At 38.3% G+C, this 18,889-nt stretch carries 25 protein-coding genes; all 25 read left to right on the top strand.

Annotation, left to right across the window (positions count from 1 at the left end):
* Positions 1-81: 81 nt before the first annotated feature.
* The 25 genes from LZQ00_RS14460 to secY all read left to right on the top strand — a co-directional run bounded on the left by LZQ00_RS14460 (position 82) and on the right by secY (position 18,885).
* Complete coding sequence (locus LZQ00_RS14460) at positions 82-3,360, top strand: SusC/RagA family TonB-linked outer membrane protein (RefSeq protein WP_234509974.1); 3,279 nt, start codon at positions 82-84, stop codon at positions 3,358-3,360.
* 13 nt (positions 3,361-3,373) lie between these two features.
* Entirely contained in the window at positions 3,374-5,098 is a 1,725-nt protein-coding gene (locus LZQ00_RS14455) for a RagB/SusD family nutrient uptake outer membrane protein (protein ID WP_234509973.1), read from the top strand.
* Positions 5,099-5,281: 183 nt separating this feature from the next.
* Positions 5,282-6,550: a DUF2264 domain-containing protein gene (locus tag LZQ00_RS14450; protein WP_234509972.1), complete on the top strand. Its 1,269-nt coding sequence runs from the start codon at positions 5,282-5,284 to the stop codon at positions 6,548-6,550.
* Between the two features lie 21 nt (positions 6,551-6,571).
* Positions 6,572-7,846: a glycoside hydrolase family 88 protein gene (locus LZQ00_RS14445; RefSeq protein ID WP_234509971.1), complete on the top strand. Its 1,275-nt coding sequence runs from the start codon at positions 6,572-6,574 to the stop codon at positions 7,844-7,846.
* Positions 7,847-8,240: 394 nt separating this feature from the next.
* Complete coding sequence (gene rplC, locus LZQ00_RS14440; protein ID WP_234509970.1) at positions 8,241-8,858, top strand: 50S ribosomal protein L3; 618 nt, start codon at positions 8,241-8,243, stop codon at positions 8,856-8,858.
* 3 nt (positions 8,859-8,861) lie between these two features.
* Positions 8,862-9,491, top strand: coding sequence for a 50S ribosomal protein L4 (gene rplD, locus LZQ00_RS14435; RefSeq protein ID WP_234509969.1), 630 nt, complete (start codon positions 8,862-8,864; stop codon positions 9,489-9,491).
* A gap of 1 nt (position 9,492) precedes the next feature.
* Positions 9,493-9,783: a 50S ribosomal protein L23 gene (rplW, locus tag LZQ00_RS14430; protein WP_234509968.1), complete on the top strand. Its 291-nt coding sequence runs from the start codon at positions 9,493-9,495 to the stop codon at positions 9,781-9,783.
* 6 nt (positions 9,784-9,789) lie between these two features.
* Complete coding sequence (rplB, locus tag LZQ00_RS14425; protein WP_234509967.1) at positions 9,790-10,617, top strand: 50S ribosomal protein L2; 828 nt, start codon at positions 9,790-9,792, stop codon at positions 10,615-10,617.
* Positions 10,617-10,883, top strand: a complete 267-nt coding sequence (rpsS, locus tag LZQ00_RS14420) for a 30S ribosomal protein S19 (RefSeq protein ID WP_021189653.1) — start codon at positions 10,617-10,619, stop codon at positions 10,881-10,883. The genes rplB and rpsS overlap by 1 nt, the downstream gene beginning before the upstream one ends.
* Before the next feature lie 6 nt (positions 10,884-10,889).
* Positions 10,890-11,324, top strand: coding sequence for a 50S ribosomal protein L22 (gene rplV / locus LZQ00_RS14415; protein ID WP_021189652.1), 435 nt, complete (start codon positions 10,890-10,892; stop codon positions 11,322-11,324).
* A gap of 11 nt (positions 11,325-11,335) precedes the next feature.
* Positions 11,336-12,130 carry a 30S ribosomal protein S3 gene (gene rpsC, locus LZQ00_RS14410; RefSeq protein ID WP_234509966.1) on the top strand — a complete coding sequence of 265 codons (795 nt, stop codon included), beginning with the start codon at positions 11,336-11,338 and terminating at the stop codon, positions 12,128-12,130.
* 56 nt (positions 12,131-12,186) lie between these two features.
* Positions 12,187-12,609, top strand: a complete 423-nt coding sequence (gene rplP / locus LZQ00_RS14405; RefSeq protein ID WP_021189650.1) for a 50S ribosomal protein L16 — start codon at positions 12,187-12,189, stop codon at positions 12,607-12,609.
* A gap of 152 nt (positions 12,610-12,761) precedes the next feature.
* Complete coding sequence (gene rpmC, locus LZQ00_RS14400) at positions 12,762-12,980, top strand: 50S ribosomal protein L29 (protein ID WP_234509965.1); 219 nt, start codon at positions 12,762-12,764, stop codon at positions 12,978-12,980.
* Positions 12,981-12,993: 13 nt separating this feature from the next.
* Positions 12,994-13,248, top strand: coding sequence for a 30S ribosomal protein S17 (gene rpsQ, locus LZQ00_RS14395; protein WP_038695490.1), 255 nt, complete (start codon positions 12,994-12,996; stop codon positions 13,246-13,248).
* A gap of 1 nt (position 13,249) precedes the next feature.
* On the top strand, positions 13,250-13,618 hold the full coding sequence (gene rplN, locus LZQ00_RS14390; protein WP_021189647.1) for a 50S ribosomal protein L14: 369 nt from the start codon (positions 13,250-13,252) through the stop codon (positions 13,616-13,618).
* Between the two features lie 2 nt (positions 13,619-13,620).
* Positions 13,621-13,968 carry a 50S ribosomal protein L24 gene (rplX, locus tag LZQ00_RS14385; protein ID WP_411028055.1) on the top strand — a complete coding sequence of 116 codons (348 nt, stop codon included), beginning with the start codon at positions 13,621-13,623 and terminating at the stop codon, positions 13,966-13,968.
* On the top strand, positions 13,968-14,537 hold the full coding sequence (gene rplE / locus LZQ00_RS14380; protein ID WP_234509964.1) for a 50S ribosomal protein L5: 570 nt from the start codon (positions 13,968-13,970) through the stop codon (positions 14,535-14,537). Before rplX ends, rplE begins: the two co-directional genes overlap by 1 nt.
* A complete protein-coding gene (gene rpsN / locus LZQ00_RS14375) occupies positions 14,530-14,799 on the top strand; it encodes a 30S ribosomal protein S14 (RefSeq protein ID WP_234509963.1) in 270 nt (89 codons plus the stop codon). Before rplE ends, rpsN begins: the two co-directional genes overlap by 8 nt.
* A 134-nt stretch (positions 14,800-14,933) precedes the next feature.
* A complete protein-coding gene (rpsH, locus tag LZQ00_RS14370; protein ID WP_234514814.1) occupies positions 14,934-15,335 on the top strand; it encodes a 30S ribosomal protein S8 in 402 nt (133 codons plus the stop codon).
* A 20-nt stretch (positions 15,336-15,355) separates the two neighbouring features.
* Entirely contained in the window at positions 15,356-15,910 is a 555-nt protein-coding gene (rplF, locus tag LZQ00_RS14365; RefSeq protein ID WP_234509962.1) for a 50S ribosomal protein L6, read from the top strand.
* A complete protein-coding gene (gene rplR / locus LZQ00_RS14360; protein WP_411028069.1) occupies positions 15,907-16,269 on the top strand; it encodes a 50S ribosomal protein L18 in 363 nt (120 codons plus the stop codon). Before rplF ends, rplR begins: the two co-directional genes overlap by 4 nt.
* Positions 16,270-16,280: 11 nt before the next feature.
* The gene (rpsE, locus tag LZQ00_RS14355; protein ID WP_234509960.1) at positions 16,281-16,799 is read left to right on the top strand and encodes a 30S ribosomal protein S5; all 519 of its coding nucleotides are present in this window, start codon (positions 16,281-16,283) and stop codon (positions 16,797-16,799) included.
* 5 nt (positions 16,800-16,804) lie between these two features.
* The gene (rpmD, locus tag LZQ00_RS14350; protein WP_045753985.1) at positions 16,805-16,984 is read left to right on the top strand and encodes a 50S ribosomal protein L30; all 180 of its coding nucleotides are present in this window, start codon (positions 16,805-16,807) and stop codon (positions 16,982-16,984) included.
* A gap of 113 nt (positions 16,985-17,097) precedes the next feature.
* Positions 17,098-17,544, top strand: coding sequence for a 50S ribosomal protein L15 (gene rplO, locus LZQ00_RS14345; RefSeq protein ID WP_234509959.1), 447 nt, complete (start codon positions 17,098-17,100; stop codon positions 17,542-17,544).
* A 3-nt stretch (positions 17,545-17,547) separates the two neighbouring features.
* Complete coding sequence (secY, locus tag LZQ00_RS14340) at positions 17,548-18,885, top strand: preprotein translocase subunit SecY (protein WP_234509958.1); 1,338 nt, start codon at positions 17,548-17,550, stop codon at positions 18,883-18,885.
* Positions 18,886-18,889 lie beyond the last annotated feature (4 nt).

Below are 18,889 nucleotides of genomic sequence, written 5' to 3'. Positions count from 1 at the left end.
TAAAAATCACCCCTCTTTATTCTGGTTATACTCCAAATTTGAGTCTATAAACCAATAATATAATTATAAACTAAAAAAAGTATGGCAAAGTTTTATACAGTCGGGGTATCGACTATGATGCTGTTTGCGGTCAGCACAAGTATGGCTCAGCAAAAGATTTCTGTATCAGGTCGGATTACAGACAGCCAAGGGGGGGCATTGTCTGGTGTGACGATTCGAGAAAGGGGAGGGACTTCTTCCACAGCAACAAGTACATCGGGTACATACACCCTTTCAGTACCCAGTAATGCGACACTGATTATTTCTTATGTAGGTTATCAAAATCAAGAGATTGCTGTGAATGGAAAGACAACAATCAATGTTACATTAGCAGACGCAAGTGCTGCCATTGATGAGGTTGTAGTCGTCGGATATGGTACACAGAAGAAAGCGAAACTGTTGGGTTCTGTATCTACGATTGATGCGAAACAATTAGAAAACCGGGCAGTTACGAATGTCTCCGCTGCCTTGTCAGGTTTAGCAGCAGGTGTTCAGGTAAAAGTAGGGAATGGAAAACCTGGAAGCGATGGCGCTACTATTCGAGTACGTGGCGTGGGTACATTGAATAATAACGATGCATTAGTCATTATTGATGGAATACAAGGTGTCATGGATGCGGTTAATCCAGAAGATATTGAAAGTATATCTGTTCTTAAGGACGCTTCGTCAGCAGCAATTTATGGTGCACGTGCGGCCAATGGTGTTATCTTAATCACGACAAAAAAGGGAAAAAATGGACAGGCTCCACAAATCAATTATTCGGGATTATTTTCGAGAACCTCACCCAGTGTCAAGCCTATATTTGTCAGTGACTATTTACGTCATATGAATTTATTCAATGAAGCTGCTGCAAACATAGGTAGTTCAGGGCCATATACCCAGTCTGCAATTGATGCGTGGACGGCGGCAAATGCGGATCCAAATGGCTTGGCACCTTCTGGTGTACCCAATTATGTTGCTTATCCAAATACAAATTGGGGGGATTGGATTTATGAGGATGGTTGGTTGCAAAATCATAACGTAAGTGTATTAGGGGGAAGCGACAAAATCCGCTATAATTTATCGGGTAGAATTCAAGATAATCCTGGAATTATGCACAATACAGGGATGAAAAGATATGAAGGACGGGTCAATCTGGAAACAGATGTGACCGATTTCTTGACGGTAGGGACACAGACATTTGTGGTCAATGAACATCGCTCATTAGCTTCTGATGCCAATCTTTATAATTATTTACGTCAAACAACACCAGGTATCTATCCCATGTATGACGGCAAATTTGGTGGAGCAGTTTTGAGCTCAGGTGAGTCTTCGCAATTAAATAATATCTTATTGTATCTATACGATTATAAAGGTAGTGATGAGCGCACACGTTTGAATTCGACATTCTTTGCGAACATCAAGCTTTGGAAAGGGTTGACTTTTGAGACTAAATTTAATTACCAATCACGGTTTGATGAAACAACTGCGTATCAAAACCCTTCAGCTAAATATGATTTTTCTACGATGAATCTTGTCTCTACACCAACGGTCCCATCGCAGTTGAGTACAGGTCAATCCTACGGAAAAATTTACAGAAAATCTTTTGATAATGTATTGCGCTACAATACAGAGATAGGCAAACATACTGTTGGTGTATTAATTGGACATAATGAGTTTTATTATAATGATTCGGGTTTTAGTGCATCAAAAAAGGGTTTGATCGATGAAACAATTACCAATATTGGAACGGCGACTGAAATGGCGTCTATTGGAGGTTATGAAACAGATAACTCCATGCGGTCGTTCTTTGGTCGTGTAAGCTATGATTACGATGCTAAATATTTGGCGGAGTTTAGTCTTCGTCGAGATGGTGCATCCAAGTTTGGCCGCGATAAGAAATATGGAACCTTTCCATCGGTTTCTTTAGGCTATATGTTGTCGAAAGAACCTTTTATGGAAAAGGTGAATCCATATATCCAAGATATTAAAATTCGTGGATCATGGGGAAAACTAGGGAATGATGGGGGAGATGATCTGAATGTCTATGGCTGGCATGGTGTCTATGGCTTAGTGGGTTATTCTTTCAATGGGGTTCAGATGAATGGATTGCAGTTGTCTCGTTTTGGTAATGATTTATTGCAATGGGAAGAGGCTGAAAATAAAGAAATCGGATTGGAGTTTGCTGCTTTGAATCGTCGTGCTTCTATGGAAGTGAGTTTGTATGACCGTAAAACCTCGAACATTATTCGTGCAGCAGAAGTCCCAATAACTGGAGGCACAACAACCCCACCATTTTTTAATCAGGCGGCTATGCGTAATACTGGGGTGGAATTTAATCTCAACTGGCGGGATCAGATTGGTGCGTTTAAATATAATATCGGTGGAAATTTTGCCTATAACAAAAACAGCATTAGCAAATATGAAGGAAAGCTGATAGAAGGTCTCGTGGATGATGGAACTGGAAAAATGGTTTGGCAAACGAATTTGGGTGATGTTTCCAGTGGTGGACTCAATCGTATTCTGGAAGATCATCAGCTCAATGAATTTTATCTGCGTAAAGTTTACAAAGGAGATGGCTCTTATTTTAATGCAGATGGTTCTGTTAATATCAAAGGTGGACCTACTTCTGGGATGATTCGTACCGATGAGGACTATGCATGGGCGAAGGCCATGAAAGCTGCAGGTTACTCTTTTCTAAATTCAAATCAGAAAATTAGCGATGTATATGGAAGTGCCGCCATGTACTATGGCGATCTGATTTATGCCGATTTGAATCAAGACGGAATTTATGGTAATAATGCCGATCAATATTTTACAGGAACTTCCTCCAACCCGAAATATATCTATGGTATTAACCTCGGATTTTCATACAAAGGATTTGATATGGCCATGATATGGGCAGGAGAGTCAGGTTCGCAATATTACTGGACGGATCATGGCTATAATAGCAACATTTTGATCTCAGGGAATCAGATAACTACGCGCATTGCGGATGACCACTATTTCTATAACCCAAATACACCTGATGATGCACGTACAAATAAAGATGGATATTTCCCTCGTTTGAAATATGGAACTTCTGCAGAGAATATTAATAACCAAGCAAGCGATTATTGGTTGTATGAATCGAATTTCTTTAAACTGAGAAATCTGCAGATAGGCTATACTTTTAATAAGAAGTTAACGGAGAAATTTAAGGTTAGAAACTTAAGGGTATTCTTTTCTGGAGAGAATCTGTTGATGTTTACCAATTTCCCTGGATTAGATCCAGAAGTTGGGGCGGGTGCTGAATATCCGACAATGAAGCAGTATGCATTTGGGTTGAATTTTGGATTCTAAAAAGAAATTGATCATGAAAAATATAAAAATAATATGCGCAATGGGTTTAGCTGCCACAATATTGGTATCCTCTTGTGATAAAGACCTGTTGGACACAGTACCTAAAACTCAAGTATTGAAGAAAAATATGTGGTTGACAGAGAACCTAACCGATCAAGGGGTAACAGGTGTCTACCAAAACTTACGTAATGGACAACTATTGTATGAGTATGATACCTATGTCACGTTGCAAGGTCGAGATAATTCAACGTTGATGAATGGTACTGCTACACCATCATCAGGAATATTCTCCTCTGAGTGGCAAAATTTATATGAAGGTGTTCATCGGGCTAATGATGCGGTTTACGGATTGACGAATGTTTCACCGACAGAAGCGGTTAAGAAGACTCGTTTGCTTGCTGAGGTGAAATTCTTAAGAGCCTTTTATTATTATCGTCTAAACCAATTGTATAAAGGTGTGCCGATCTATACAGAACTCATTGAATGGGATAAGATAGATAAGCCAAGAAGTACGGAGGGGGAAGTTTGGAATCTTATCTTACAGGATCTGACCGACTGTATTAACGAAACAAATCTACCCAATAGGTATGAAGGTTCCAATGCAAACTTTGGAAGAATTTCAAAATCTGCGGCCTACGCATTGCGTGGAAAGGTATACATGTATACAAAAGAATGGCAAAAAGCAATTGAAGATTTTCAAAAAGTAAAAGATCTTGGGCATACGCTTTTCGGAAACTATGAGAATCTGTTTAAGGGCGAAAATGAGAAAAGCGCTGAAGTCATATTCAGTATTCAGAATATCGCTTTGGCGGGATACGGATCGAATTATCAATTTAGATTTGGATCCAGATCAGCTTTTGGTTCGAATTGGAATACCTATTTGGTTCATCCAGATGCAGTAGATCGCTACCAAAAGAAGGATGGAACTCCGTTTAATTGGAATGATTATATTCCGGGATATAACGCGATGGAACCAGCAAAACGGGAGGTGTTTTTCTTGAGAAATAATCTCAATGCGACAGAGATCACCAATATGGAAAAAAAAGGTCTGAATATGTCGCTCTATCTGCCTACAGGAAATGAACAGCGGATTTTAAATGCTTATGCAGATAGAGACCCGAGATTGGCGAGCAACGTTATTCTACCGTATGCCACCTTTGTAGGTGCAAATGGTGCAACAGATCAAACGTTTACTTCGAGATGGCCTTATCGTCAGGAATTTGGAACTGTGTTTGATTTACGAACGGATATTGTTCCTAATTTTTACTACTACCCAAGGAAGTTTGTCTATACAGGTGCTAATCCTGGTATTCCGAATCGAGAGGCCGGGGCTTATGATTATATCGTAATCCGCTATGCTGATATCCTGTTGTTATGGGCAGAAGCATTGAACGAATTGCATAAACCTGGAGAAGCGGTATTAAAAGTGAATGAAGTGCGTACGCGTGCGAATGTGCAAACCTTTAATATGGGTATAGATGAAGATAACCTCCGCAAAGAAATTCGGGAAGAACGTAGAAGAGAATTGATGTGTGAAGGTGTTATCTATTTCGATGAATTGCGATGGAAAACATTGAAGGAAACTTCTTTTTACACTGGAAATGGTATCAAAGAGGTTTGGGGAAGGGTGAACTCGCTTTATTCTTGGGGTGGTGACCAATTATACACTTGGCCAATACCTCAAATAGAAAGGGAACGGAATACAAGTCTTACTCAGAACAGCGGTTGGGACAATTAATCTGCTATTAACAATATGAACAAACTATTTTAAATCCACTTTACAAGGCAATAGAAAGGTTAGTGCTTCTGTTGTTTTGTAAAGAGTTTGTTATCAATCATCTGCGTAATCGTTTGATCGCATGATTTTTAATATTTTGTAAAGAATAAGATATAAATGCACATATACATTTAAATAAGATCGATGAAGAGAAGATTGTTATTGAAGCTTTTAGGTGGAGCAGGGTTAGGAACGTTGACTACCGCTTTACCTATGGATGCGAAAGCAATCCATCAGAATGGGGTAGATGATACTATTGCTGAAAATGACCGTGCGTATTGGGTGAAGATACTGACAAAGATAGCTAACCCGATATTAAGCAACATCAGTAAGCAGCAATTGCGGAAAAATATGCCTATGGAAGTGAGTCCTACTTTTGACAATCGGGATGCTGGGGTGGGTTATTTAGAGGCTTTCGGAAGATTATTGGCGGGTATGGCTCCTTGGTTAGCACTTCCTGATGATGGAACAGAGGAAGGTGAACTGCGAAAAAAATTCCGTAAACAAGCTTTGTTAGGTATACAATATGGGGTTGATCCCCAATCTCCAGATTATTTTACTTGGAGAGGACCCTCTTCACAAACCTTAGTGGATGCGGCTCATCTTGCCCTTGCTTTCTTAAGAGCGCCTAAAGCATTATGGGATCCACTAGATGCGGTTACCAAGAAAAGAGTTATAGCAGAGTTTCAGTTATTACGCAAAATTAAACCGAATGAAAGTAATTGGCTTTTATTTGCGGCGATGACAGAGACATTCTTACATCGTATAGGGGAAGAATGTATCCGTGAAAAAATAGATTATGCGGTGAATAAGTTTGATCAAGAATGGTATGTCGGTGATGGCTGGTATAGTGATGGTGCAAGGTTTAGCTTTGACCATTATAATGGTTATGTCATCCATTGTATGCAGGTAGAGACATTGCGCCATAATATGAATGCTGGGACTCACTATAAAGAAATGTTTGATCGTGCTTACAAGCGTATGCAACGTTATGCACATCATTTGGAACGTATGATATCGCCAGAAGGATATTATATGGTGGTTGGAAGATCTTCAACGTATAAAAATGCTGCTTTTCAACCTTTGGCTGCGATAGCACTGGAGAATAAATTACCTGAAGATATTGCTAAAGGGCAAGTAAGGGCCGCTTTGACAGCGGTGCTGAAACATATTTACATCGATAAAACATTTGCTCCTTCAGGTTGGCTTCGTATGGGGGTAGTTGGCAATCAGCAAGAAAATTTAGCCGATTACTATACCAATGCTGGATCGATGTATGTGGCTTCTTTGTCCTTCTTGCCTTTGGGATTACCTGCAAATGATGAGTTTTGGACTTGCAAACCTGAAAAATGGACATCACAAAAATGTTGGAATGCGGAACAATTCCCGAAAGATTATTATGTAAATTATTAAAGCTGAAAAATTACTTTATTCATGAAAATACGAAATCATTTAATCCTGATTGGAATAATGGGACTTGCTGCTCAAGGGATATCTTGTCAAGGTCAAAAAAATCTTGTCAAAAACAAGTTAAGTCTTGATCAAACATTCATAAATCAAAATCTGGAAGATGCAGAAAAACAAATCAATTATTTAGCTACATCTATTAAGGAAGCTGATATGCCGACGACTTTCCAAAAGGGACAATATGTGAATTGGGGATCCAGTTGGTGGTGCTCTGGATTCTATCCTGGAACAGTATTATATCTTTATGAATATTCAAAAGATCCTTCCTTGTTAGGTGAAGCCAAACGAAAATTGAAATATCTGGAAAAAGAGAAGAATAATAAGGGTACACATGACCTGGGATTTATGTTATACTGTAGCTTTGGAAATGCATTACGCCTGACTAAAGATTCTGCTGCTTATCAAGATGTTCTTCGTATTGGAGCAGCTTCTTTGGCTACACGATACAGCACTGCAACCCATACTATCCGCTCTTGGGATGGAGGTAAAAACTGGGACGGGCAGCCTTGGACGTATCCGGTCATTATCGACAATATGATGAATCTGGAATTTTTGATGGAAGTATTCAAGATGACAGGAGATTCCCGATTTAAAGAAATAGCCATACAACACGCCAATACGACCATGGTCAACCATTATCGTAAAGATTATAGTTCATACCATGTCGTAGACTACAATCCTAAGGATGGTAGCGTGATTGCTAAAAAGACGGCACAAGGAGCTTTTGACGAATCAGCATGGTCAAGAGGACAGGCATGGGGATTATATGGTTATACCATGATGTTTCGAGAAACGGGTGATAAAAAATATCTTGAACATGCTCGACATATTGCACAATTCTATTTAAATCATCCAAATTTACCTAGCGATCTCATTCCTTATTGGGACATGGATCAAAATAAATTAACAGCATCTAGTAAGTATTATTCACAAAAGGATTTACGTGATGTTTCTACAGCAGCAGTGGTGGCTTCAGTTTTATTGGAGTTGGCGCAATATACGACTGGGGATGAAAGTCAAACGTATATCACTAAAGCTGAGCAGGTACTTCGTTCTTTGTCTTCAAAACCGTATAAAGCAGACTATAAAGAGGCTGGGGGATATATTCTGAAACATAGTGTTGGATCTATTCCGCATGAGACGGAGGTTGACGTACCCTTGACTTATGCAGATTACTATTATGTTGAAGCATTAATCCGATATAAAAGACTATTGGATGGTCAACCTGTTATCAAGTTGTAAATTCGCATAGGACGCACTATAAATAAGCTTGATTAAACGATTAACGGTATTAAGCGATTTGTCGTGTTTGTTTGCGGTGCTGAACTTAAAATTAATTGTTTTGATAAAAAAAGAAGATGAATATGAGTATTTTGATCTATTCATCTTCTTGTACTATCATCCTTACTTTCCAAGCGGCGTTAAATTAAATTTGCTCCTGAACGCATAGAAATTATTCGCAAATATTTCTTTCAGTATCTTTTCATTTTAATCGATTACAAAAAAATAAAAAATAATGTGCTAATAATTTGGTACTTAGAAAATTCTTCGTACTTTTGCAGTCCCTTATTGGGAGAAATGCGTCTTGAGCGAAGCCCTACTGCTTCGATGGACTTTTAATTAATTAATTTACAACATGTCAGGTATTATTGGAAAAAAAGTAGGAATGACAAGCCTGTTTGATGCAGATGGAAAAAACATTCCATGTACTGTTATTCAAGCTGGTCCGTGCGTGGTTACGCAGATACGTACGGAAGAGAAAGATGGCTACGCTGCTGTTCAACTTGGCTTCGATGAAGCTAAAGAAAAGAACACAACGAATTCTTTAAAAGGGCACTTTGCGAAAGCAAATACAACGCCTAAGCGTAAATTGGTAGAGTTTAAAACTTTCCCAGATGCAAAACAACTTGGTGACGTAGTTGACGTTACACTTTTTGAAGAAGGGGAGTATGTTGACGTAGTCGGTACTTCTAAAGGTAAAGGTTTTCAAGGTGTAATGAAACGTCATGGATTTGGTGGTGTAGGTGGTGCGACTCACGGTCAGCACAACAGATTACGTGCTCCGGGTTCACTAGGTGCTTCATCTTGGCCTTCACGCGTATTCAAAGGTATGCGCATGGCGGGTCGTACAGGTGGTGATCGTGTGAAGATTCAAAATTTACAAATTTTGAAAGTTTATGCTGATCAAAACCTAATCGTTGTTAGTGGTTCCATCCCAGGAGCTAAAGGTTCTTATGTAGTTGTAGACAAATAGGAAATGGAAGTTAAAGTTTTAAATTTATCAGGTAAAGAAACAGGTGCCAAGGTGCAACTTCCTGAGTCGGTATTTGGGTTAGAGCCTAACGATCATGCGATCTATTTGGACGTGAAACAATACTTAGCGAATCAACGCCAAGGAACTCACAAATCTAAACAACGTAACGAAATTGCGGGTTCAACTCGTAAATTACACAAACAAAAAGGTACAGGTGGAGCTCGTGCGGGTTCTATCAAATCTCCATTGTTTAATGGTGGTGGTCGTGTATTCGGTCCTCAACCTCGTGACTATTCTTTCAAATTGAACAAAAAATTGAAACAATTAGCACGTAAATCAGCGTTAAGCTATAAAGCAGTTGATAACAACATTTTGGTGTTGGATGAAGTTAAATTTGACTCGATCAAAACTAAAAACTATGTTGCTTTCGTAAATGCTTTAAATGTAGCGGGTGAAAAAACTTTATTGGTTTTGCCAGCGCAAGATAACAACGTTTATTTATCAAGCAGAAACTTGAAGAAAACAAAAGTAGTAACGGCAGATCAATTGAATACATTTGATGTGTTAAATGCAACTAAATTGTTATTAACTACAGGTTCTCTTAAATCTTTGGAGGAGGCATTAGCTAAGTAATATGGATATTATTAAAAAACCTATCTTAACTGAGAAAGCTTCACTTTTAACGGAAAAATTAAACCGTTATGCTTTCAAAGTAGATCACAGAGCTAACAAAATTCAGATCAAAACAGCTGTTGAAGCAATGTTTGGTGTAACTGTTGTTGCTGTTAACACTGCAGTAGTAGCAGGTAAAGCAAAAAGCCGTTACACAAAAGCAGGTTTCGTATCTGGTAGAGCTCCTAAGTATAAAAAGGCTGTCATTACTATTAAAGATGGCGAAACTATTGACTTTTACAGTACTATATAATTAGAAATGGCAGTTAAAAGATTCAAACCGGTAACCCCTGGTACTCGTTTCAGAGTAGGCGCTGACTACTCTGACGTAACAACTAACGTTCCTGAAAAATCGTTGGTAGTTGGAAGCAACAAAAGATCGGGCGGTCGTAATAAATCCGGTAAAATGACTATGCGTTACATCGGTGGGGGACACAAGAAAGTATACCGATTAATAGATTTCAAACGCGATAAAAAAGATATCCCTGCAACAGTAGCTACAATTGAGTACGATCCAAACCGTACAGCACGTATTGCTTTATTGCATTATGCTGATGGTGAGAAACGTTATATCGTTGCTCCAACTGGATTAAAAGTTGGAATGACAGTAGTGGCAGGTGAGAAAGTTGCCCCAGAAGTAGGTAATACATTACCTTTAGCAAACATTCCATTGGGTTCTATCATCCATAACATCGAATTGAACCCAGGTCAAGGTGGTTCAATCGCTCGTTCGGCTGGTACTTACGCTCAATTGTCTGCACGTGATGGTAAATATGCTATTATCAAATTGCCTTCAAGTGAAGTACGCATGATTTTATTAACATGTGTTGCTACTATCGGTTCAGTATCTAATGCTGAAAAATCTAACCAAGTGTTAGGTAAAGCTGGTAGAAAACGTTGGTTAGGTCGTCGTCCACGTGTTCGTGGTGTTGCTATGAACCCTGTCGATCACCCTATGGGTGGTGGTGAAGGCCGTACATCAGGAGGTCACCCACGCTCACGCACAGGTGTATTAGCTAAAGGCTTCAAAACACGTTACAAGAAGAAAACATCGAATCGTTACATCATTGAGAGAAGGAAAAAATAATGGCTCGTTCAATTAAAAAAGGTCCTTATATCGATCACAACTTAGAAGGAAAAGTTCTTTCTATGAATGAAACTAACAAAAAGTCAGTTATCAAAACATGGTCTCGCAGATCAATGATTTCTCCAGATTTTGTTGGCCATACCTTCGCAGTGCACAACGGGAATAAATTTATCCCTGTTTATGTAACAGAGAACATGGTAGGTCACAAATTGGGTGAATTTGCTCCAACGCGTACATTCAGAGGCCACGCAGAAAAGAAAAAATAATAGGTAATGGAAGCAACAAAAAAACTTAAAAAGTCTGTTTTAATCAAACAGCGCAAAGAGCAAGAGAAAGCTCAAATAGGAGGAGCTTCTACTGCCAAATTATTAAATTGCCCTACTTCACCACGCAAAATGCGTTTAGTAGTGGACTTAATTCGTGGCGAGAAAGTAGAGAATGCTTTATATATTTTAAAGCATACTAGCAAGGAAGCAGCAATCCGTGTAGAAAAATTATTATTATCTGCAATTAAAAACTGGGAAGCTAAAAACGAAGGTAAATCAGTTGAAGATAGTCAATTATACGTTAAAGAAGTATCAGTAGCAGGTGGTCGTCAATTGAAAAGATTACGTCCAGCTCCTCAAGGTCGCGGTTACAGAATTCGTAAACGCTCAAACCATGTTACCTTGATCGTTGACAGTAAATCTAACGTTGAACAAAACTAATTTATTGAGAAATGGGACAAAAAGCAAATCCAATAGGTAGCAGATTAGGAATCATCAAAGGTTGGGATTCTAATTGGTTCGGAGGAAAAAACTATGCCGATAAATTAGTAGAAGACGAAAAGATTAGAAAATATCTTTCTGTTCGTATAGCAAAAGGTGGTGTAGCAAAAGTTGTTATTGAAAGAACTTTAAAACGTATCACAGTAACTATTCATACAGCAAGACCTGGTATCGTTATCGGTAAAGGTGGTCAAGAAGTTGACAAAATCAAAGAAGAGTTAAAGAAAATCACTAAAAAAGATGTTCAAATTAACATTTTCGAGATTAAACGCCCTGAGTTAGATGCGAAATTAGTAGCAGAAGGTATCGCTAAGCAATTAGAGGCTCGTATTTCATTCCGTCGTGCAATGAAAACTACGATTGCATCGACAATGCGTATGGGTGCTGAAGGTATCAAAGTAATGTGTTCTGGTCGTTTAGGTGGTGCTGAAATGGCACGTTCTGAGCAATATAAAGAAGGAAGAACTCCTTTACACACATTGCGTGCTGATATCGACTATGCATTAGCTGAAGCATTAACTACTTACGGTAAAATCGGTATCAAAGTTTGGATCTGTAAAGGTGAGGTTTACGGTAAACGTGACTTATCTCCAAACATTGGTCAAGCTTCAGGTGTGAAAACACGTGGTGGAAACGAAGGCGCTCCTGATCGTCGTGACAACCGTAAAGGTGGTCGTGGTGGTAATGACCGTCGTGGTGGAAACAACAATCGTGGTGGAAACAACCGTGGTGCAAAAAGAGATTAATTAATAACAAGATTTAAAATTATCCTGTCGCTGACAGGATTAAATAGATAACGAACATGTTACAGCCAAAAAGAACAAAGTTCAGAAAGATGCAGAAAGGACGTATGAAAGGTAACGCTTCTCGTGGAGCAGAGTTAGCTTTCGGTTCATTCGGTATCAAATCATTGGAGGAAGCATGGATCACAAGCCGTCAAATCGAGGCAGCTCGTATTGCAGTGACACGTTATATGAAACGTGAAGGTCAAGTTTGGATCCGCATCTTCCCTGATAAACCCGTTACTAAAAAACCTGCAGAGGTTCGTATGGGTAAAGGTAAGGGAGCTCCAGAATACTGGGTTGCAGTAGTACGCCCAGGCCGTATGTTATTTGAAGCAGAGGGTGTGTCTTTAGAAATTGCTAAAGAAGCATTACGCCTTGCAGCTCAAAAACTTCCGGTTCAAACTAAGTTTGTCATACGTAGAGATTACGTAGAAGCATAAATCTTTGGTAATGTCATTTATTAAGCCTTAGGACCGTTACTCCTAAGGCTATATATAACAAAATGATAACCCAATATAACAACTGAAATAAAATGAAACCATTTCGAAAGGAATAGCTTCATCTCCATCAGATCAGGTAAAATTAATAAATGATGAAAAATTCAGAAATTTTAGAATTATCAACAGAGGATCTAGCTGCTCGTTTAGTACAAGAGAAAGCTGCCCTTAGCAAATTGAAATTTGCACATGCTGTTTCTGCAATTGAGAACCCTAATGTAATCAAAACAGCTCGTAGAGAAATCGCTCGTCTTAGTACTGAGTTGACTGTTCGTAAAGCTGCAGCTAAAAAAGAAATAGCCGCTGAGGCATAAAATTAAAGTCGAAATGGAAAGACAATTAAGAAAAACAAGAATCGGCTTGGTAGTTAGCAATAAGATGGACAAATCTATCGTAGTAACGGTTGAGCGTAAAGTGAAACACCCTATCTATGGTAAGTTCGTTAAAAAAACTACTAAATTTAAAGCTCATGACGAAACTAATACCTGTGGTATCGGCGATACGGTATTAATTATGGAAACTCGTCCGCTGAGTAAGACTAAGAATTGGAGATTAGTAGAAATATTAGAAAGAGCTAAATAACATGGTACAACAGGAATCAAGACTAAATGTTGCTGATAACAGTGGAGCTAAAGAAGTTTTAGTAATCCGCGTGTTGGGTGGCACGGGTAAGCGTTATGCTTCGATAGGTGATAAAATTGTTGTTACCATCAAAAGCGCTTTACCTTCAGGAAACGTAAAAAAAGGTACTGTTTCTAAAGCTGTAGTTGTTAGAACTAAAAAAGAAATTCGTCGTAAAGATGGTTCTTATATTCGTTTTGATGACAACGCTGCAGTATTATTAAATAATAATGATGAACCACGTGGTACACGTATCTTTGGCCCAGTTGCTAGAGAGTTACGTGAAAAACAGTTCATGAAAATTGTATCACTAGCACCGGAGGTTTTATAATTATGGCATACAAAAAAACAACAACAACTACACACAAAATCAAAATTAAAAAAGGTGATTTAGTGAAAGTTATCGCTGGTAACTCTAAAGGTGTTCAAGGAAAAGTATTGCAAGTTTTAGTGGATGCTAATAGAGCTGTCGTAGAAGGCGCTAATATCATCAAAAAACACACTAAACCAAGTGCGGCTAATCCTAATGGTGGTATTATTGAAAAAGAAGCAGCTATCCATATTTCTAACTTAGCTTTTATCGATCCTAAAACAGGAACTCCTACTCGCGTGGGTCGTAAAGTTAACGAAGATGGTAAAATTGTTCGTGTAGCAAAAAAATCAGGGGAGGAAATTAAATAATGACTTACGCACCAAGATTAAAAGTGAAATATGCGGAGGAAATCCGCACTGCACTTAAAGAAAAATTCCAGTATAAGAGTGTTATGCAGGTTCCTAAACTTGAGAAAATCGTTATTTCACAAGGTGTAGGTGCTGCTACTTCTGACAAAAAATTAATTGATAACGCAATTTCTGAGTTAACATTAATTACTGGTCAACAAGCTGTTGCAACAAAATCGAAAAAAGATATCTCAAACTTTAAATTACGTAAAGGTATGCCAGTTGGCGCACGTGTTACTTTACGTGATAATAACATGTATGAGTTTTTGGATCGTTTAATCGCTGTATCACTTCCACGTATTCGTGACTTCCGTGGTATTAACGATAAAGGTTTCGACGGTAGAGGTAACTACAACTTAGGTATTACTGAGCAAATCATTTTCCCTGAGATCAACATTGATAAAATCAACAAAATCCAAGGTATGGACATCACTTTCGTGACTAGTGCAGGAAACGATGTTGAGGCTTTAGAATTGTTGAAACAATTCGGTTTACCATTTAAAAATCAAAACACTAATAACAATGGCTAAGGAAGGATTAAAAGCTCGCGAAGTAAAACGCGCTAAACTAGTAGCTAAATTTGCTGACAAACGTGCTGCGTTAAAAGCTGCTGGTGATTACGTTGCTTTAGATAAATTACCTAAAAATGCTTCTCCAGTTCGTTTACACAACCGTTGTAAATTAACAGGACGTCCTAAAGGATATATGCGTCAATTTGGTATCTCTCGTGTTACATTCCGTGAGATGGCATTAGACGGTAAGATCCCAGGGGTTAAAAAAGCTTCTTGGTAATATCAAAAAAATAAGTAATTTTGCCCCAGCAAATCTGACAGCAGATTTGCTAGGGTTTTTTACGTTTAAATTTATTAATCGATAGCAGGTCTGCTCCAAAGGTTGGAAAAGAAACCGTTGTCACAATTTTATATATAATGAATACAGATCCAATAGCGGATTACCTTACACGAGTAAGGAATGCCATTAAGGCCAACCACAGGGTTGTTGAAATTCCTGCATCGAACCTTAAAAAAGAAATTACTAAAGTTCTTTTTGATAAAGGTTATATTGCTAATTACAAATTTGAAGAGAGTGGAGTTCAAGGTTCAATCAAAATTGCTTTGAAATACAATCCAATTAGCAAAATCTCGGCTATTCGTACGTTGACACGTGTGAGTAAACCTGGTTTAAGAAAGTATGCAAGTGTGGAGACTATGCCTCGTGTTTTGAATGGTTTGGGTATCGCTATCTTGTCAACTTCTAAAGGAGTAATGACAGATAAAGAGGCTCGTCTACAAAATGTTGGCGGTGAAGTTTTATGTTACGTTTATTAATCTAGGAAAATCACAAAGAAATGTCAAGAATTGGAAAAGCGCCTATCGCTATGCCTGCTGGTGTAACGGTGACTGTATCTGACAAGAATTTAGTTACAGTAAAAGGCCCTAAAGGTGAATTAACACAACAAGTTGATCGTGACATTACAGTTGCTCAAGAAGATGGTAACATCGTAGTAACTCGTGCTACAGATCAAAAAAGACACAAATCATTACACGGACTGTACCGTTCTTTATTGAACAATATGGTTGTCGGTGTAACTGAAGGTTACAAAACTACTCAAGAGTTAGTCGGTGTAGGTTACCGTGCAACAAGCAATGGTAATGTTTTAGAGTTAACTTTAGGTTTCTCTCACCAGATTGTTTTTGTATTGCCAAATGAAGTTAAAGTATTAACAACTGCTGATAAAGGTAAAAACCCTACTATCACTTTAGAATCTACTGACAAACAATTGATCGGACAAATCGCAGCGAAAATCCGCGGCTTCCGTAAACCAGAACCATACAAAGGTAAAGGTATTAAGTTTGAAGGTGAAGTATTAAGAAGAAAAGCAGGTAAATCAGCTAAAAAATAATAACCATGGCAGGACATAAAGCATCTCGTAGAGAGAGAATCAAAAAAGGAATCAGAAAACACCTGGCTGGATCAACAGAGCGTCCACGCTTGTCAGTTTTTAGAAGTAATAAAGGTATCTACGCTCAAATCATTGATGATGTTGCTGGAAAGACATTAGTGTCTGCTTCTAGTGCTTCAAAAGATTTTACTGCTTCAGGCAATAAAGTTGATCAATCAAAAGCAGTAGGTAAATTGGTTGCAGAAAAAGCAGTTGCAGCTGGAATTAGTAAAGTAGTTTTTGACCGTAATGGGTACTTATACCATGGCCGTATCAAATCTTTGGCTGAAGGTGCTCGCGAAGGCGGTTTAGACTTTTAATCATAGAAGAAATGGCATTAAGCAATATAAAAAGAGTAAAATCAAGCGAGATTGAATTGAAAGATCGCTTAGTAAGTATCCAACGTGTAGCTAAGGTTACCAAAGGTGGTCGTACTTTCAGTTTCTCTGCAATCGTGGTTGTAGGTGATGAAAACGGTATCGTTGGTTACGGTTTAGGTAAAGCAAAAGAGGTTACTGAAGCAATCACAAAAGGAATTGATGACGCTAAGAAAAACTTAGTTAAGGTTCCTATTATCAAAGGTACTGTTCCTCATGCTCAACATGGCAAATATTCAGGTGGTTCAGTTTTGATAAAACCAGCTATCGCCGGTACAGGAGTATTAGCAGGTGGTGCTATGCGTGCAGTATTAGAGTCTGCAGGTATCAAAGACGTATTAGCGAAGTCATTAGGTTCATCTAACCCACACAACGTGGTAAAAGCAACTGTTGACGCTTTAGCTAATATGCGTGATGCATACACAGTAGCACAACACCGCGGTGTCGATTTAAACAAAGTATTTAACGGTTAATTATCATGGCAAAAATTAAAATCACCCAGATAAAGAGCGTTATCGACAGAAGCGAGCGCCAAAAGAAAACTATTGAGGCATTGGGTTTGAAACGTATCAACCACTCAGTAGAAGTTGAAGCTACACCTGCCATTATTGGTATGGTGAGAAAAGTGAATCACTTAGTAGCTATCGAAACTATTTAATATTAGCATATGGAAAGGACTTTTAGTCTTTTCCATTACTTGTTATTAATCAATTTTTTAATCGTTAGGACCTGTTTAGTGAAAGCGAAGGCCTAACATAATTTAGTTTTAAAATGAACTTAAGTAATTTAAGACCTGCAAAAGGTTCGGTAAAAAGTAGTAAACGTATTGGTCGTGGTACAGGTTCTGGCCGCGGTGGTACTTCTACACGTGGTCACAAAGGAGCTGGTTCTCGTTCTGGTAACAGTACAAAAATCGGTTTTGAAGGTGGTCAAATGCCTTTGCAACGTCGTGTGCCTAAATTTGGTTTCAAAAACTTAAATCGTGTAGAGTATAATGGTGTAAACTTAGATGCTTTGCAAGAATTAATAGAGAAACACAATTTGACAGCTGTAAACTTAGAAGAATTAGTTGCTCATGGATTAGTAGCTAAAAAAGACAAGGTGAAAATCTTGGGTCGTGGTGAGTTGAAAGCAAAAGTTGAAGTTACAGCGCATGCGTTCTCGGCTTCTGCTCAAAAAGCTATTGAAGCAGCAGGCGGTTCTATCGTTAAACTTTAATAAATGAAGAAACTAATCACAACCTTAACCAATATTTGGAAAATAGATGATTTACGTACACGTATCTTAAATACGTTACTATTTCTTCTGATTTACCGTATTGGATGTCATATTGTATTACCTGGAGTTAATCCTCAGGCTTTGGCTTCTGGTCAAAAAGAAGGATTACTTGGTTTGCTAGATATGTTTGCGGGGGGATCATTCTCTCGTTCAGCGATCTTTGCATTAGGGGTAATGCCATATATTTCGGCATCTATCGTTGTTCAATTATTGGGCATCGCGGTTCCTTATTTCCAAAAAATGCAGAAAGAGGGTGAAAGTGGTCGAACTAAAATGAATCAAATTACGCGCTATTTAACTTTAGCGATTACTTTGCTTCAAGCGTTTGCGTATGTAAGAACTCAAATTGAGCCTGCATCAAAAACGTTGGCAGATCCTATGTTCACTATTCTTACTGCAATAGTTTTGACGGCGGGTACTTTGTTTGTAATGTGGCTAGGAGAGAAAATTACTGATAAAGGTATTGGTAATGGTATCTCTTTGATCATTATGACTGGTATTATCGCACAATTGCCAAGTGGTATTACCGCGGAGTGGGTATCACGTATGAGTAAAGGTGGTGGTGGACCAATTCCATTGTTGCTTGAGTTTTTAGCATTATTCTTTGTTGTTGTATTTACAATTTTAATTGTACAAGGTGTACGTAAAATTCCAGTTCAATATGCAAAGAAAATTGTTGGAAATAAACAAGTCGGTGGTGTTAGACAGTATATTCCTTTAAAGGTAAATGCTGCTGGCGTAATGCCAATCATTTTCGCGCAAGCAATTATGTTTGTGCCAATGAGTTTAGGACAGTTCTTCCCTAATCTTCAATCAGATTTCTTAACCTCGTTGAGTAACTATACATCTGTTGCTTATAATGTAACTTTTGCTATCTTAATTATAGCATTTACATTTTTCTACACAGCTATTATGGTTAATCCTCAGCAGATGTCTGACGATATGAAGAAAAATGGAGGATTTGTTCCGGGTATTAAACCAGGTCTAGAAACAAGTAACTTTATCGATCGCGTGATTTCAAATATCACATTCCCTGGCGCAATTTTCCTTGCGATCATTGCTATATTACCTGCTATTGCAAGTTTATTTGGTATTAATAATCAATTTGCACACTTCTACGGAGGTACGTCTTTATTGATTTTGGTAGGTGTTGTGTTGGATACTTTGCAACAAATTGAAAGCCACTTATTGATGCGTCATTATGACGGGTTAATGAAAACTGGTCGCATTAAAGGTAGAACACCTGCGTCAGTTGAAGGTGTAGATCAGTCGGCAATTTAAATTC

It is taken from the genome of Sphingobacterium sp. SRCM116780 (assembly GCF_021442025.1).
Classification (GTDB): Bacteria; Bacteroidota; Bacteroidia; order Sphingobacteriales; family Sphingobacteriaceae; genus Sphingobacterium.
This window is presented reverse-complemented; position numbering and strand designations above follow the sequence as displayed.

Coding starts and splice junctions, on each gene's coding strand:
- LZQ00_RS14455 (WP_234509973.1), top strand. CDS start 3,374: ATGAAAAATATAAAAATAATATGCGCAATGGGTTTAGCTGCCACAATA.
- rplC (WP_234509970.1), top strand. CDS start 8,241: ATGTCAGGTATTATTGGAAAAAAAGTAGGAATGACAAGCCTGTTTGAT.
- rplN (WP_021189647.1), top strand. CDS start 13,250: ATGGTACAACAGGAATCAAGACTAAATGTTGCTGATAACAGTGGAGCT.
- rpmC (WP_234509965.1), top strand. CDS start 12,762: ATGAAAAATTCAGAAATTTTAGAATTATCAACAGAGGATCTAGCTGCT.
- LZQ00_RS14450 (WP_234509972.1), top strand. CDS start 5,282: ATGAAGAGAAGATTGTTATTGAAGCTTTTAGGTGGAGCAGGGTTAGGA.
- rpsQ (WP_038695490.1), top strand. CDS start 12,994: ATGGAAAGACAATTAAGAAAAACAAGAATCGGCTTGGTAGTTAGCAAT.
- rplP (WP_021189650.1), top strand. CDS start 12,187: ATGTTACAGCCAAAAAGAACAAAGTTCAGAAAGATGCAGAAAGGACGT.
- rpmD (WP_045753985.1), top strand. CDS start 16,805: ATGGCAAAAATTAAAATCACCCAGATAAAGAGCGTTATCGACAGAAGC.
- rplE (WP_234509964.1), top strand. CDS start 13,968: ATGACTTACGCACCAAGATTAAAAGTGAAATATGCGGAGGAAATCCGC.
- LZQ00_RS14460 (WP_234509974.1), top strand. CDS start 82: ATGGCAAAGTTTTATACAGTCGGGGTATCGACTATGATGCTGTTTGCG.
- rplD (WP_234509969.1), top strand. CDS start 8,862: ATGGAAGTTAAAGTTTTAAATTTATCAGGTAAAGAAACAGGTGCCAAG.
- rplB (WP_234509967.1), top strand. CDS start 9,790: ATGGCAGTTAAAAGATTCAAACCGGTAACCCCTGGTACTCGTTTCAGA.
- rplX (WP_411028055.1), top strand. CDS start 13,621: ATGGCATACAAAAAAACAACAACAACTACACACAAAATCAAAATTAAA.
- LZQ00_RS14445 (WP_234509971.1), top strand. CDS start 6,572: ATGAAAATACGAAATCATTTAATCCTGATTGGAATAATGGGACTTGCT.
- rplW (WP_234509968.1), top strand. CDS start 9,493: ATGGATATTATTAAAAAACCTATCTTAACTGAGAAAGCTTCACTTTTA.
- rplV (WP_021189652.1), top strand. CDS start 10,890: ATGGAAGCAACAAAAAAACTTAAAAAGTCTGTTTTAATCAAACAGCGC.
- rplO (WP_234509959.1), top strand. CDS start 17,098: ATGAACTTAAGTAATTTAAGACCTGCAAAAGGTTCGGTAAAAAGTAGT.
- rpsE (WP_234509960.1), top strand. CDS start 16,281: ATGGCATTAAGCAATATAAAAAGAGTAAAATCAAGCGAGATTGAATTG.
- rpsN (WP_234509963.1), top strand. CDS start 14,530: ATGGCTAAGGAAGGATTAAAAGCTCGCGAAGTAAAACGCGCTAAACTA.
- secY (WP_234509958.1), top strand. CDS start 17,548: ATGAAGAAACTAATCACAACCTTAACCAATATTTGGAAAATAGATGAT.
- rpsC (WP_234509966.1), top strand. CDS start 11,336: ATGGGACAAAAAGCAAATCCAATAGGTAGCAGATTAGGAATCATCAAA.
- rpsS (WP_021189653.1), top strand. CDS start 10,617: ATGGCTCGTTCAATTAAAAAAGGTCCTTATATCGATCACAACTTAGAA.
- rplF (WP_234509962.1), top strand. CDS start 15,356: ATGTCAAGAATTGGAAAAGCGCCTATCGCTATGCCTGCTGGTGTAACG.